General features: G+C 36.8%; 15 protein-coding genes. 3 read left to right on the top strand and 12 right to left on the bottom strand.

Features of this window, described 5'->3' with window-relative positions; all coding sequences use genetic code 11:
* Positions 1–56: 56 nt before the first annotated feature.
* The 3 genes from GKP30_RS11640 to GKP30_RS11630 all read right to left on the bottom strand — a co-directional run bounded on the left by GKP30_RS11640 (position 57) and on the right by GKP30_RS11630 (position 2,747).
* Positions 57–890: a 1,4-dihydroxy-6-naphthoate synthase gene (locus GKP30_RS11640; RefSeq protein WP_216829617.1), complete on the bottom strand. Its 834-nt coding sequence runs from the start codon at positions 888–890 to the stop codon at positions 57–59.
* Positions 887–1,543: a futalosine hydrolase gene (locus GKP30_RS11635; RefSeq protein WP_216829677.1), complete on the bottom strand. Its 657-nt coding sequence runs from the start codon at positions 1,541–1,543 to the stop codon at positions 887–889. The genes GKP30_RS11640 and GKP30_RS11635 overlap by 4 nt, the downstream gene beginning before the upstream one ends.
* A gap of 253 nt (positions 1,544–1,796) precedes the next feature.
* Complete coding sequence (locus GKP30_RS11630) at positions 1,797–2,747, bottom strand: DMT family transporter (RefSeq protein WP_216829616.1); 951 nt, start codon at positions 2,745–2,747, stop codon at positions 1,797–1,799.
* Positions 2,748–2,922: 175 nt separating this feature from the next.
* Between GKP30_RS11630 and GKP30_RS11625 the strand changes: the two genes are divergently transcribed.
* Positions 2,923–3,090, top strand: a complete 168-nt coding sequence (locus GKP30_RS11625; RefSeq protein ID WP_216829615.1) for a hypothetical protein — start codon at positions 2,923–2,925, stop codon at positions 3,088–3,090.
* An 86-nt stretch (positions 3,091–3,176) separates the two neighbouring features.
* Here the strand turns inward: GKP30_RS11625 and GKP30_RS11620 are convergent, their stop codons facing one another.
* The 5 genes from GKP30_RS11620 to GKP30_RS11600 all read right to left on the bottom strand — a co-directional run bounded on the left by GKP30_RS11620 (position 3,177) and on the right by GKP30_RS11600 (position 9,793).
* The gene (locus GKP30_RS11620) at positions 3,177–4,403 is read right to left on the bottom strand and encodes a SulP family inorganic anion transporter (RefSeq protein WP_216829614.1); all 1,227 of its coding nucleotides are present in this window, start codon (positions 4,401–4,403) and stop codon (positions 3,177–3,179) included.
* Between the two features lie 419 nt (positions 4,404–4,822).
* A complete protein-coding gene (locus tag GKP30_RS11615; protein ID WP_216829613.1) occupies positions 4,823–6,277 on the bottom strand; it encodes a glycoside hydrolase family 32 protein in 1,455 nt (484 codons plus the stop codon).
* Between the two features lie 15 nt (positions 6,278–6,292).
* The gene (locus GKP30_RS11610; RefSeq protein ID WP_216829612.1) at positions 6,293–7,243 is read right to left on the bottom strand and encodes an aminoimidazole riboside kinase; all 951 of its coding nucleotides are present in this window, start codon (positions 7,241–7,243) and stop codon (positions 6,293–6,295) included.
* Positions 7,244–7,307: 64 nt separating this feature from the next.
* Positions 7,308–8,684 (bottom strand): sucrose-specific PTS transporter subunit IIBC, encoded by a 1,377-nt coding sequence (locus tag GKP30_RS11605; protein ID WP_216829611.1) that lies wholly within the window; start codon positions 8,682–8,684, stop codon positions 7,308–7,310.
* A 290-nt stretch (positions 8,685–8,974) separates the two neighbouring features.
* A complete protein-coding gene (locus GKP30_RS11600) occupies positions 8,975–9,793 on the bottom strand; it encodes a PRD domain-containing protein (protein WP_216829610.1) in 819 nt (272 codons plus the stop codon).
* Positions 9,794–9,892: 99 nt separating this feature from the next.
* Between GKP30_RS11600 and cbpA the strand changes: the two genes are divergently transcribed.
* Positions 9,893–10,540 (top strand): cyclic di-AMP binding protein CbpA, encoded by a 648-nt coding sequence (gene cbpA, locus GKP30_RS11595; protein WP_216829609.1) that lies wholly within the window; start codon positions 9,893–9,895, stop codon positions 10,538–10,540.
* A gap of 161 nt (positions 10,541–10,701) precedes the next feature.
* On the opposite strand, the gene GKP30_RS11590 is transcribed toward cbpA, so the two are convergent.
* Complete coding sequence (locus GKP30_RS11590; RefSeq protein WP_216829608.1) at positions 10,702–10,872, bottom strand: hypothetical protein; 171 nt, start codon at positions 10,870–10,872, stop codon at positions 10,702–10,704.
* Between the two features lie 235 nt (positions 10,873–11,107).
* On the opposite strand from GKP30_RS11590, the gene GKP30_RS11585 reads away from it, so the two are divergent.
* Entirely contained in the window at positions 11,108–11,314 is a 207-nt protein-coding gene (locus GKP30_RS11585; protein ID WP_216829607.1) for a YjcZ family sporulation protein, read from the top strand.
* Between the two features lie 98 nt (positions 11,315–11,412).
* Here the strand turns inward: GKP30_RS11585 and GKP30_RS11580 are convergent, their stop codons facing one another.
* From GKP30_RS11580 to GKP30_RS11570, 3 genes are read right to left on the bottom strand one after another with little or no spacing between them, the layout of a single operon-like run.
* Positions 11,413–11,817, bottom strand: coding sequence for a MaoC/PaaZ C-terminal domain-containing protein (locus GKP30_RS11580; protein ID WP_216829606.1), 405 nt, complete (start codon positions 11,815–11,817; stop codon positions 11,413–11,415).
* Positions 11,814–12,263 carry a MaoC family dehydratase N-terminal domain-containing protein gene (locus GKP30_RS11575; RefSeq protein ID WP_216829605.1) on the bottom strand — a complete coding sequence of 150 codons (450 nt, stop codon included), beginning with the start codon at positions 12,261–12,263 and terminating at the stop codon, positions 11,814–11,816. The genes GKP30_RS11580 and GKP30_RS11575 overlap by 4 nt, the downstream gene beginning before the upstream one ends.
* 22 nt (positions 12,264–12,285) lie before the next feature.
* Positions 12,286–13,461 (bottom strand): acyl-CoA dehydrogenase family protein, encoded by a 1,176-nt coding sequence (locus tag GKP30_RS11570; protein ID WP_216829604.1) that lies wholly within the window; start codon positions 13,459–13,461, stop codon positions 12,286–12,288.
* Positions 13,462–13,919: the final 458 nt, after the last annotated feature.

Here is a 13,919-nt window from a genome sequence, read left to right as displayed (position 1 = left end):
CTCGAATGTAGCTATAATCATCTCTTTTTATTTAAGGTCTAATGGGATGTAATTATCTATAAGCGCAATGCATTTAAATCAAATTTAGGAACTAAACCTTCATCTGCAGCTCGACTGAGAAGAGAAAAGATTGCTTCATAACCTTCTTCGCCTAGATTTTTAGTAAATTCATTTACGTATAAGTTGATATGTGCCTGTGCTACATCCTTTGACATTTCTTGAGCATGACATAATATATATTCTTGTGAGTCTTTCGGATTAGCCCATGCGTATTCTACTGAAGAGCGGATCCATTTGGTAATTGCAGAAAGATCCAGTGAGCGTCGTGCAATAATTGCTCCTAACGGAATCGGTAAGTTTGTGTCTTCTTCCCACCAACTGCCTAAATCTTGCAATAGGTTTAAGTTATACTGTTGATACGTGAACCTTGCCTCGTGAATAACAAGACCAGCATCTATTATTCCATCGCGTACAGCTGGCATGATTTCATGAAATGGCATGACGATTATTTCTCCTACTCCCCCAGGGATATTTTGTGCTGCCCAAAGGCGAAAAAGTAGATAAGCTGTTGAACGCTCGCTTGGAACTGCTACTTTACGTCCTGACAAAACAGACGCTCCTTTGATTTCATCTTTTGTCAGGACTAACGGTCCACACCCTCTACCTAACGCTCCACCACACGGTAGTAAAGCATATTCCGATAATACCCATGGTAATGCTGCATATGAAATTTTAAGAATATCAAGGTCGTTTGGTTTTGTTGCCAAGTTATTGGTCACATCAATATCTGCATAAGTAACCTCTAACTTTGGCGCATCAGGAATAAGACCGTGTGCCCAAGCGTGGAACACAAAGGTGTCATTCGGGCAAGGTGAATAAGCTATCTTCATGTTAAGACCTCCTGTAGGATTTTGCTTGCTTCTTGTAAAGTTTGTAATGCTTCCTTTATCCGCCATGCTTCACGATCTCTTGGTCCAACAGCATTTGAGATCGTACGTATTTCTAGTATCGGAACGTCAAATTGTTTTGCTGCTGTGGCTACACCAAAGCCTTCCATTGCTTCTGCCTTAACTTCTGGTACTCGCCTCATTATTTCTTGTGCAGTTTCTGTAGTTCCTGTTACCGTTGATACTGTTACAATCGCACCAGCCGTAACAGTTTGCCCGTTGTCAGCAAGAGCTTTTACGACAGTTGTAACAAGGTTTTCAGGCACTGCAATACGACTCGTACCGAATCCGAGCTCGTCTATACTTAAAAAACCATCTATTGTCTCCGTTCCAAAATCCGCTGCAACGACCGCATCGGCAACCACTATTGATTCGACTTCAGCCTGTCCAACAATACCACCAGCAATACCAGCATTGATAACTAAATCATATTTTTGAGATGCTAATACTCTCGCAGTTGTTGCTGCTGCAGCTGCTATACCTACTCCTGAAACAACAACATCGATAGCATTCGTCGGTTGCAGCCCACGTAAAATTGACTCTTTTTCTGCTTCTACTGAAGTGATGACCAGAATTTTTTTTCTGCCGACATTCATACTTTGTTTTTGGTTTGATTTCACTTAAAAGACTCCTTTTGGATCTTACCTCCAGTATCATTGGCTCAATCTATTATGTATAAAATGCACTTGTTCACTACGTTATTTTACCATAAAATAAAGCAACACTCAGTTTCAAGGATTTTGTCCCTTAACTTATCTCACCTTGCGTGCGTCCTAGAGAAAAATCAAGAGGTACTATGGATAACTTACAGTAAAAAAGAACAAAAAGCACCCTTATAGGGGTGCTTTGCTAACCAGTTTGCTTTGAAATTCCAACTTGTTTCCTTTCTTTTTCATCTGGTAGTTTTGCGCGGGATAAAATCACAATCGTAGCCATAATACAAATAGCCCCAATCCATTCTGAAAATCCGAATGCAACATTTAACCATACAACAGCTAAAACTGCAGCAGACAGAGGTTCGGCACATGCTAACAAACTTGTTTCTGTTGCTTTTAAATACTTTAGACTTTCTAAATAGCTATAAAATGCAATTAATGTTCCAAAAATGATAACAAATAATATGGCTGTTATAGATGCGAATGAAAACGTACCAACGACCTTCCAAGGAGGATGTATAAAACTCATAGCGACTCCACCAACAAGCATCCCCCAACCAACTACTATCGCTGAACCGAACTCTTTTAAAAGTTGAATTGGCTGTAAAGTGTAAAAGGCCAGCGCTAGGGCTGATGCAATTCCCCAAAATAAAGCCCAACCTGAAATTGAAAGTGTCTGAAAGTTTCCTTGAGTAACAAGTAACAACGTCCCTAATAAAGCCAAAATAATGGCAATGACTTGACTTCTACTAGGTAGTCTCCTTGATTTAACAGCAATAAAAATGGCGATAAAGACAGGCCCTAAATATTGAAGTAATGTAGCTGTAGCTGCATTACTGGCTTCAATTGCTGCAAAATAGGTATATTGAACACCTAGCATTCCTACAATTCCAAAGTAAATAATCGCATACCGATGCTTGTTCGTTTTCCATATATTCCATACATTCGGATTTCGCTTCCACAAACAAATGAGTAATAATAAAAATCCTGCTGCAATTAAACGAACAACGACCAACCATTCAGCACTAAAGCCATTTTCTTGGAATAAAAATTGAGCAACTGTTCCTGAAACACCCCAAAATACTGCTCCTAATAATACGAGACCAATTCCTAGTAATCTTGACTTTTTAGTTGGATTTCGCAAGCTGAAGTTTCCTTTCAAAGTAAAATATATGACTCTCTAAATGTTGAATTTTTATACAATTATTACGTATATATTTCAAATATTGAAATTATTTACCTTATTGAATAATAACAGATATTGGAGAGAAAGTTAATTACATATTACAATCCATATTTTGATTTCTAGGAGGATCTATATGACGAACGAGCATAAGCAACCTACCGAATATGATCGATACACCGCAGCTCATCTTAGCCCAGAATTATTAAACCGAGTTATAGAATTAGAAAAAGATTTACAAGCTGAATCCCACAAAGACGTAATACTCATTGCATACGAGGAAAGCGATCACAATGCAACATAAGTCAATGTTATATTAAAATGCAACGCTGACGCTGTAAAGTAGCAAAGGTGCCAGGCACCCTTTTTGGGTGCCTGGCACCTTTATTGTTAGGCCCATCGTTTTGTTGGAAGAGCTTGTAAAAGTATGCCCAGCGTTATACCACTTACAATTCCCCATTCGGGGCCATAAGATAATGTCATAACTAATGTTGTTATCAATAACATGCAATCTTTTTTACTAGCTTTACAAGTTAACCATAATCCTTTTATGTTAATAATTTTAGTAATAGCTACGATAATTATTGCTGCTAAAGTCGGTTTCGGTAGAAAATAAAATAAAGGTGTAAAAAATTTAAGTGTTAGAAAAATACACACCGTTGTGGTTAAACTCGCTATCTTCGTTTTTGCACCAGAATCATAATTGACAGCTGAGCGTGAAATTCCTCCAGCTACTGGTATACTAGAGAAAAATGAACCTACTGTGTTAGCTAACCCTAAACTTGCTAGCTCTTTATTGACCCCCACTTTGTACCCTTCTTTTTCTGCGATTACTTTAGCGACAGCAACTGATTCAATGTATCCAATGAGTGCAATGATTATCGCAGTCGGTAAAATAGCCATCAACACTTCTGCATTAAACATCGGTAATGTAAAAGTCGGAAAGCCTTGTGGAAGCTGTCCAATGATTGGTACTCCGAAATTATCTAATCTAAAAAATGACACGCTGACGGTTAAAATCACAACGACAAACAACGGTGTCGGTAATTTTTTACTTATTGAATTAATGGTTAAAATAAGTAGTATACTTATTAGCCCAATAAAAAACGTTGCAATATGTATACTATCTAAATTAGTGAATAACGTAATAGACGTATGAATTACAGATGATGAATGGCCGAGTGAAAACCCAATTAAGTTTTCGATTTGACTAACTGCTATTATAATCGCACACGCCGATGTAAACCCTTTTATGACGCTATAAGGGATCCATTCAAACAATGTACCAAACTTCATGAGAGAAAATAACACCTGCAGTATACCTACTAATAATGTAACGGTAATAACTAGGCTAAAATAATCATTGGAGCCAGGGATTGCAACCGAGGATACACCTGAAAAAATTAATAGAGACACTACCGCAACAGGACCTACCGACAAGTGTGGTGAACTACCAAATAATAAGTAAATTAATACAGGAACCGTTGCCGAGTATAACCCTACAACAGGGGGCACACCAGCTAGAATGGCATAAGCGATTGCTTGCGGAATGATCAATATCGCAACGATAAGGCCCGCGACGACATCATGATGAAAACTATGTTTCCAGTAAGACAAAGTTCTGGTCTCCTCCTCTCCTACCGCCATCTCCCTTCTGCATCTTTGTATGGGACAGACATACGTCATTCATATGTAAAAAAAGTAGTAATCATGACAAGCTAGTTCCAAATACAAATTCAAGAGATGGTAGTAATAGAGAAAAAAATAATATTTCATTACTCCTCAAATGACTTTCCTTGAAAGTCGCATTTATCCTTATTTTTTCTATAATCTCTATAAATTGTTAACACAGCTAACCTTGTTACTTTATTGGACTTCTAACAGCAAACAGCTAAACACAGTCTTTCCTATTAAAAAAAAACATGGTTTTCATCTTGAAAACCATGGTGTTTTTTTAACTGACATTTTATCGTGTGAAATGAACATTTCACACAACGGAGCACAAAATTCCTTTAATAAAGTATCCATAAACAAAGCTATTTTATTAGATCCCATTTTTGTAACGAGCATTTAACATGTCCGTCAGCGGCTTTGAGAGAAATCTTTTTATTTTCAACTTCAGGAAATATTCGAGCGGTAAACACTTCTTGTCCATCGTTAATGAAAATTTCAATTGCTGATGTGTCAACAAATACTTGAAGTTTATTTAATTTGCTGAGCTGACATTGACGCACCTCTGGTTTCCCTGTTGATAAACTAATGCGTTCAAGAGTAAAAACTTGATCTTTCCTATTATAAGTAAGTCGTACACTATCCTTTAATGATATTTCTAAAAGACTTGTTTCGAGTTCAGTAACGTGCATTTGCAATTCATAAGTACTTCCCTCAAGTTGAGAAATCTGTAATTCTTCTGTTTCAATTTTTATACCTTCTATCAATACTTCATTTTTGCGAAGCTCTTGTAATTCTTTGATTGGTTGTTGATAGATGTGACCATTTTTGAGCACCAATTCCCGTGGGAGGGTCATCGCATGGATCCAATGATGTGCTATTGTCGGATGCTTATCTTCCTCTTGTTCTGGAACGCCCATCCAACCAATGACCAATCGACGACCTTTAGTATCGATTGTAGTTTGAGGTGCATAAAACTCAAACCCACGATCGAGCTCAGTGAAATCGCCATGATCCAATGTACCTGTCTTGTAGTCCAACTTTCCAATAAAATATCCAGTATTATAAACATTTTGAAATTGCATGCCTTCACATTTGAGTCCTTGTGGAGAAACAAGTAGTATGTCTTTGTCTCCTAATGAAAACAAATCCGGACACTCCCACATATATCCGAAGTTTTCAAGGCCGTTTTTGTTTGTTCCAGCAACATCACCAATTAACGTCCATTCTTCTAAGTTATTCGATGTAAACAATACCGCACGACCTTCAAGTTTCTCTGATTGTGCCCCAATCACCATAAACCACTTTCCATCATGCTCCCACACTTTCGGATCACGAAAATGTGCTGTGTAACCCTCAGGTAAACGGAGAACGACGCCTTTTTTATGAAAATCAATTCCGTTCAGAGATTCAGCCAAGCATTGATAGGTTTCACGATTCCCTGCTCCATCCTTGACATTACCCGTATAAAGAAGTTTTAACACTCCACCGTCATCGACTGCACTCCCTGAATAACAACCGTTCTTATCAAACCATTCACTCGGTGCAAGAGCAATTTTTTCTTCTTGCCAATCAACTAAATTACTAGAACTATAATGTCCCCAAAATTTTGCCCCATGACCTGTCTTGAAAGGGTTCCACTGATAAAATAAATGATATTTTCCCTTCCATTGTATAAAGCCGTTCGGATCATTTAATAATCCTACTGGCGGCATAAGATGAAAGTGTAATCGATACTTATCTTGATTCACTATATCTCTATATGCTGCGACCGTTTCTTCAGCTTGACGGATAAGCTCACTGTTACGATCCACGAGCAATCACTCCTTTTCTTATTACATTTTTTGCAGCATTTCTTCTACTTTTTCTAATGTAGGTAATGCAGTCATCGCTCCTTTAGTTGATGCTGCTAAACCTCCTGACACACTTGCAAACCTTGCCATCGTTACGACTTCTTCTAAAGTTAAAGAACTCAAAGGTTGCTCTGTATTATTAAGGCTATATAAAATTCCTGAAACGAAAGCATCCCCAGCACCTGTTGTATCAATTGCATTGACTTTCATTGCTGGTACTGACTGTCGCTGTCCATTTAAGTACACTATACAACCATCTGCTCCTAAAGTAATAAAAATAAGCGGGATTTCATAGATCGCCAATGCCTCTATTCCTTCTGCAAGATCCTTTTTGCCTGTTATGAATTCTAGCTCTTCTTCAGAGATTTTCAGGACATCTGCTTGATCTAGCATAGAAACGATTCCTGTTCTTGCAGCTGTTTCACTCGGCCATAAGTTTAAGCGCAAATTCGGATCATATGAAATAAGCATTCTATTTTCTTTTGCAAGGGCCACGGCCTTTTTTGTCGCTGACCTCGCAGGATCATTAATTAAACTTATTGAACCAAAATGAAGAATTTTATTTCGTACAAATAAATTTGGCTCTATCTCGTCTGTTGTTAGCATTTGATCAGCACTCGGGTTGATATAGAAGTCAAAGCTCCTTTCTCCATTTGCTGCTAGTGTGACGAATACTACACCTGTTCGTGTTTTTTCATCTAAAAACATATAATCCGTTTGTACACCGTATTGATCTAATGTGTTTTTTAAAAAATGTCCTAACACATCGTCACCGACTTTACCAAGAAATGTTGAATTTGTTCCTAGTCGCGCTAAACCAACTGCTACATTAGCTGGTGCTCCTCCAGCACTTTTTTGATACGAGATATTTTCATTGTCTAGTGGGATAAAGTCGATCAGAGCCTCACCTAAAGAAATAACTCCTTGCTTCATAAAAAAACCCCCGTTCAATTTGAGAAAAGAACAGGCACACAGCCTGTTCTTAACTATTCAAATGTTATTTTTCCTCTTCTTTAAATCCTAAGATCCATGTAGCAACAAAGGCACCAACTAAAGCAATCGCAAATCCAATTAAGTAGTTCATTAAGTTAATTGTACCAAGTGGTAAAACGATCGCAATCATCGGAATACCAGTTAAGCCATATGCTGTTGCTGATACGTTCATAAATACAACGTACGCTCCACCTAAAGCTCCACCAATCATCGCGCCAATAAATGGTCTACGGTATCTTAAATTAACCCCAAAGATTACTGGTTCTGTGATTCCTAGGAATGCGGAAAAAGCAGACGGTAGTGCAATTTCTTTCGTTTTTGCACGTTTAGTTTTGAAGAATACAGCCAGTCCTGCTCCACCTTGAGCAACGTTCGCCATTGACCAAATTGGAAGTAGATAATTAATCCCGATACTTGCAATTAGGCCTGCTTCAATTGCATGGAAACTGTGGTGTACACCTGTAAGAACTATTAGAGAGTAAGTTCCACCAAACAGTAGTCCAGCTACAAATCCAACATTATCATATACAAAGTTCAGAACTGTTGTAATGCCATCCCCTACAAATGTACCAAGTGGCCCGATGACCATCAAAGATACGAAACCAGTCGCAATAATTGTGATGAATGGAACAACAAGTAGGTCAACTGTATTAGGAACGACTTTTCGAAGTCCTTTTTCAATCTTACTCATAAAATAAACAGCAAGTAAAACTGGAATAACTGTTCCTTGATAACCTATCAAAGCAATTTCAAATCCTAAAAATGGAAGCATGTCAGGTTCAGCATTTCCTAACCCCCATGGATTTAATAAAGCTGGATGCGTCATAATACCACCAATTACTGCCCCTAGATACGGATTTCCACCAAATTCCTTAGCTGCACTAACACCAATTAAAATAGGAAGGATTATGAAAGCCGCACTTGAAAACATATCGAGTAACACGATTAGGGCACTATCAGGAGACACCCATTCAAACGTACTGAGCATTCCAAGTAGTCCCATTAAAAGACCAGCTGCAACGATGGCTGGAATAATAGGTACAAAAATGTTCGATAATGTACGAGCAAACCTTGCAAACGGGTTCATTTTCTTTTTCACTGCTTCTGAATGATCAACTGATTCCTTCTCTTTTAATCCCACTTGTTCGGAAAATGGACCGTACACTTTGTTCACGATACCTGTTCCAAAGATGATTTGGAACTGTCCAGAGCTTAAGAAAGCCCCTTTGACACCTTCTAATTCTTCAATTTCATCTTTTTGGGCCTTTGAATCATCTTGTAATACAATCCGCAAACGTGTCGCACAGTGTGTTGCACTAATAATATTATCTTTTCCTCCTAGTAGAGGAATGAGCTGTGAAGCTACTTCCTTGTGGTTCATTAAAAATCACTCCTATATTTTAATATGGATGGTTTGATGGTTATTTAATTATTTAGACAAAAGAAAAAGACCTAAAATGCATAGAATACCCCCATAGAAAAAGGGGATCCTTTTTACGCATTTTAGGTCTTGCCTGCTTAACCAGTAACAATCCTACAATATATAATTAATACGCTTTCATTGTAATCTGAGATTCTTCTTTCGTCAACATCAATATTAATTTTTTTCGACTCTATTCGTCAAAATACGATTTTTAACTGGATACTGACGTGAAAACGTTTAAGTACTTTTCAAATTAACCTTTGGATATGAAGAGAAATATAGCCCTTTTCCGAATTAGGCAGTTGAATATTGTATTCTTTATCAATATAATGTGCTGCTTTTTCTGCAATTATATAAGCTTTTTCATATTTCGTTTGAATGATATCCAACATCTCAGGGTCCATCACTTGAAACGGCTCATTATTTTCAATTCGAGTAACCGCAAACCTTAAATGGGTTAATAACCTTTGATACGAAATAGTATCTTCATCAAGGTCTAATCCAAGTTCTTTATGAATAATTTCAATCATTTCACTTATTATCGTCGTTTGTTGAAGCGTGGTTGCCATATCACCGCTGTCAAGTTTCGCCGTGTGAATATGGAGAGCAATATGCCCTGCTTCATCGATTGGGAGTTCTACGTCTAAGTTTTCAGCAACATATTTAATAGCCCACTTTCCGATTTCAAACTCTTTTTTATATAGATGCTTAATTTCATTTAATAGCTTATTCTTGATCTGAAATCCTTGCTGATGACGTTCAATAGCAAACGAAAGGTGGTCAGTTAAAGAAATATGAATATGATTACTTAGTGGTGTTTGCAAATATCCTTCAGCATGACTAATTATGTCTTCTGCTATTTCAATGTGTTCTTCCGGCAATGTCTTTAATAATTCCTGAAACTTTTCATTACCCTCATTCATAACAAAAATTTTCTCAACCTTTTGTCGATTAATCAAATCATTTTTCTTTTTCTGAAAAGCAATACCAGATCCCATAACAATTCTTTCTTCATCATTTTCTTTTACAACAACTGCATTATTATTTAATATTTTAAAAATTTTCATGGACTACACCTTTTCGACATATTCTTCATGCTTGATAGTGTACCATATGAAGTATAATATTACTAAATAATATAGTAATAAAGCCAAGGGGGTATAAAAATGAGAGTTAGCAACATTTATAAAGATATTTCAAATATTGTCTTTAGTAAAGAGAGCGACACGTTACAAGAAGCCTTATCAAAGCTGGAGGACTCTGGATATCGTTGCATTCCCATCTTAGATGATAAAAGCGAGAAATTTTTAGGGAATATTTATAAATCAAAAATTTATGAATATATCGTTAAAGAGCAAGGCGATCTGTCTTTACCAGTAACTACGTTAGCTAAAGATAAAGCTGCGACAATCCATAAAAGCTCATCTTTTTTTGAAGCTTTCCTCTCAATTAAACGCTTACCCTACTTAACTATTTTAAATGAGAAAGAACATTTCGTAGGAATTTTAACACATAGTCACATCATGAATATTCTGGAAGACAGCTGGGGTGTAGACCAAGGAAGCTATACATTATCAATTATTGCGATGGAATATAAAGGCGCACTTAATAAGGTGACCCAGATCATTAATAAATTTACTCACATCCAAAGTTTGATTACTTTAGATAACAGTAAAACATATTCTAGAAGAATAGTTGTAACCTTGCCGAAGGAAGTAGATGAGGAGTTGTGCCAGAAAATCATTTCAAGTCTAAACAAAAATGGCTTCCGAGTTTTTGACACGGAAGAGCCGCTTGAATATTTTGACCAATAAAACGATTGGATGAGGCTGACTCTTTTAAGGGTCGGCCTCACTTCATGAGAAGCTGGTGAACAAAAGGAATCTCACTTTATGTATTGCTGCATGCAAAATCATAAGACCTATTCCTTTCTTTTACCATTATAACTTTTTCTATTCAACTACTTTTTTAACTTCTAATTGTCTCCTAATAAAAAACTAACTTTTTCTTCTGATGTCTCACTCAAAGTTGCAGCTGTTTCCGTTATTTCTTCTGCATTCGTTGTACTTGTGCCAACGATAAACAGACCTAACAATAAACAGCCTAAAAACACGGCAATAAAAAAGTTTCTCGCATATTCAGCCATTTAATTCACCTCAATTCATTGGACGTTACACATAACACAAAGTTTCTGGGAAACAAGCCTAATCTTAAAGTCTTATATTCTCGTTATATCTCTCGAAACTTCAAGATTATTAAAGTGTACATAACAAGTTTATTGTCCATCTCCCAAAAAAATTCCCCTCCAATTACCATTATTATTAACTCTTCTCCACATTTATACATACAATGTACTACCTGATAAGAAAGGTGGTGTTATTATGTTTGGACACGGATGCGGTGCTTACCCTGTAAGTCCAGTACTTCCAGGATGTGCTCACTCTGGGCCAGGGTTTGGTTACGGCCCAACACAAGTGGCAGGAGCTGGATATGGACCAAGACACGGCACAGGCTTTTCACTAATTGTGGTGCTGTTCATCTTGTTAATCATAATTGGTGCGTCTTGGGGTCATAAAAAAGTTTGCTAATAACTGTATATTAGTATGCATTTGACTAATAAATGTCTACGCCCTTCTTATACGATATCTCAAAAAATATCGAAGAAGGGCGTTTGACATTTATAACATTACTTATATAAATTAAAAACAATGTCGCCTTCAAGAACAACACGATTTTCTTGATTTAATGCCTTTACATCAAATGTTAGTTTATTTTCATCTAAATCTGATAAACTGGATTTTAGTGTAATAACATCATTTAAGAAGACCATACCTTTAAAACGGATCGTATAATCCTGAATATAACCTTCTTCATAATAAACCGTGAAGAATTTTGCTAAATGTCCCATCGTCCACATTCCATGAGCAATAATACCAGGTAAACCTGACTTTATTGCCTCTTGGTCTATAGTATGAATTGGGTTAAAGTCACCTGAGGCCCCAGAATATTTAATTAGATCCATTCTTGAAACGGGAGGTAGTTTAATCTCTTCAAGCGCTTCACCAACTTGTAATCTTGTTAAACTCTTCAAACCTCTAACCCCTTTCTCACCGCTTCTGTAATGATTCCAATCATTTTTTCTGTAAAAATTAGGTTCCCTTCTTTATCTTCACCATATCTTTTAAATGTGATAAACCCCATCCAACCACTTTGTCCTGACTTTTCCTTATAATCAGAAATCTCTGCATAACAATAGACCTCTTCACCTACAAATAATGGTCTTTTATAATGGTAGCTTTGTTCACCATGAATCATTCCTGTAGTGGGAAGCTTTACACCTTCTAGTTCTCCAAAATCAAATGTCCTTGGAAATGTTGGCGGTGCAATATTTGTATTAAACCTTGATTGTCTACCTGTTTCTTCATCAAAATAAATTGGATTTAGGTCCCCAATCGCTTCAGCAAATTTTCTTACAGCACCTCTTTCAACAACATTCTTTACTTTATTTGATTGTTTACCAATAGCTTTCTGAAACATTTCTTCACCTCAAATATTACCGTTATATGGACTGACCTAATTTTACATTTCCTTTTAGTAGATTTCTAGCAATAATTAAACGTTGAATTTCGTCTGTTCCATCGTAAATCCTCCATACTCTAGCTTCTCGGTACCAGCGCTCAATTGGAAGTTCTCTCGTATAACCCATGCCTCCGTGTATTTGTAAAACACGATCGACAACATTATTTCCGATAATTGACCCGTATAGCTTGGCAATTGAAGCTACGTGACGATTATCTTCACCTTGGTCTAGAGTAAATGCCGCATTAAGAACTAACCAACGTGCAGCTTCGATCTCAACTGCTGAATCTGCTATTTGCCATTGAATAGCTTGTCTTTCAGCAATTGGTTTCCCGAACGTTTCACGTTCTTTTGAATAATCGATTGCCATTTGTAATAAACGTTCAGCCGACCCAACTGCATTAGCGCCAACTATCCAGCGTGCAAAGCCAATCCACTCTAGACCAAGCTGATAGCCTTTATGCAGTTCTCCTAATATATTTTCTTCAGGTACACGAACATTTTCAAAGACTAGTCCAGCTGGACCCCATTCTCCCATCGTGTCAATATACTCTGATCTCCAGCCCATATCTCGATCAACGATAAAGCACGTAATCCCTTCAGTACCTGTAGCTTTATGCTTTTCTTTATCTGTTATCGCAATAACCATAACAAAATCAGCATCGTTTCCGCCTGTAATAAACGTTTTCTCTCCATTTAATACCCATTCATTTCCATCTTTAACTGCAGTCATTTTTATATTACGTGTATCAGAACCAGCACTCGGTTCCGTCATGGCAAAACACGATTTCTTCTCACCACTAATTGTTGGCAATAAATATTTTTTCTTTTGCTCTTCATTTGCATAATAGAGAATATTATCTGCAGTACCACCAAATTTAAATGGGACAAATGTTTTTGACACTTCCATCATAACGATCGCTAACATCATATTCCCAAGATCTGCCCCACCGTATTCTGCTGGTGTGTTAATTCCCCAGAAGCCAAATTCCTTCGCTTTCAATTGAAGCGTTTTCATTTGTTCCTCTGAAAGACTCGGCTTACCTTCTCTCTCATTACGTAACACTTCATTTTCTAAGGGCATAAGCTCATTTTCTACAAACTTGCGGATTGTTTTTTGAACCATTCTTTGCTCGTCCGTTAATCGTAAATGCATACTAATTCCCCCAAACATAATAATAAGTAGTTGTCTTTCTATATATATTATACCTACCGGTTAGTATGTTGTCTTTATTTAATTTTCAGAAAATTAACTTTTTATTTATTTTTTGTATATTTATTTCAAGAAAATAACGAAATAATGAACACTTACGTTAACTTGTATCGTAAAAATAATCATAAAGGAGGGGACCCATCATTACCATATTCACAGCGAACAATTTAAATGGAGTAGTTATTCAATTTCTTTTTATAAAGCTTTTTTATAGGGTATTGTTAATATAACAACGTTCTTTAACAGCTCTTTGTTGCTATTGGACCGTTTTTTGAATATAAATTAGCCCTAATGGACAAATTCATTTGTCCATCTGGCTAATATATATTCAAAAGCTTCACGCTAAAGCGTGAAAAACCAAACTTACGCTTGATTAACGGTCCAATAGCTTAAAGCAACAA

The sequence above is a fragment of the Alkalihalobacterium elongatum genome (assembly GCF_019024285.1).
Lineage (GTDB): Bacteria > Bacillota > Bacilli > Bacillales > Bacillaceae_F > Alkalihalobacterium > Alkalihalobacterium elongatum.
The sequence above is the reverse complement of the archived record's forward strand: the minus strand, read 5'-3'. Positions and strand labels throughout refer to the sequence as shown.

What these genes read in the sequence shown, in the direction of transcription:
- GKP30_RS11600 (WP_216829610.1), bottom strand. Translation starts at nt 9,793, where the DNA reads ATGAAAATTTTTAAAATATTAAATAATAATGCAGTTGTTGTAAAAGAA.
- GKP30_RS11590 (WP_216829608.1), bottom strand. Translation starts at nt 10,872, where the DNA reads ATGGCTGAATATGCGAGAAACTTTTTTATTGCCGTGTTTTTAGGCTGT.
- GKP30_RS11625 (WP_216829615.1), top strand. Translation starts at nt 2,923, where the DNA reads ATGACGAACGAGCATAAGCAACCTACCGAATATGATCGATACACCGCA.
- GKP30_RS11610 (WP_216829612.1), bottom strand. Translation starts at nt 7,243, where the DNA reads ATGAAGCAAGGAGTTATTTCTTTAGGTGAGGCTCTGATCGACTTTATC.
- GKP30_RS11605 (WP_216829611.1), bottom strand. Translation starts at nt 8,684, where the DNA reads ATGAACCACAAGGAAGTAGCTTCACAGCTCATTCCTCTACTAGGAGGA.
- GKP30_RS11570 (WP_216829604.1), bottom strand. Translation starts at nt 13,461, where the DNA reads ATGCATTTACGATTAACGGACGAGCAAAGAATGGTTCAAAAAACAATC.
- GKP30_RS11585 (WP_216829607.1), top strand. Translation starts at nt 11,108, where the DNA reads ATGTTTGGACACGGATGCGGTGCTTACCCTGTAAGTCCAGTACTTCCA.
- GKP30_RS11635 (WP_216829677.1), bottom strand. Translation starts at nt 1,543, where the DNA reads ATGAATGTCGGCAGAAAAAAAATTCTGGTCATCACTTCAGTAGAAGCA.
- GKP30_RS11575 (WP_216829605.1), bottom strand. Translation starts at nt 12,263, where the DNA reads ATGTTTCAGAAAGCTATTGGTAAACAATCAAATAAAGTAAAGAATGTT.
- cbpA (WP_216829609.1), top strand. Translation starts at nt 9,893, where the DNA reads ATGAGAGTTAGCAACATTTATAAAGATATTTCAAATATTGTCTTTAGT.
- GKP30_RS11640 (WP_216829617.1), bottom strand. Translation starts at nt 890, where the DNA reads ATGAAGATAGCTTATTCACCTTGCCCGAATGACACCTTTGTGTTCCAC.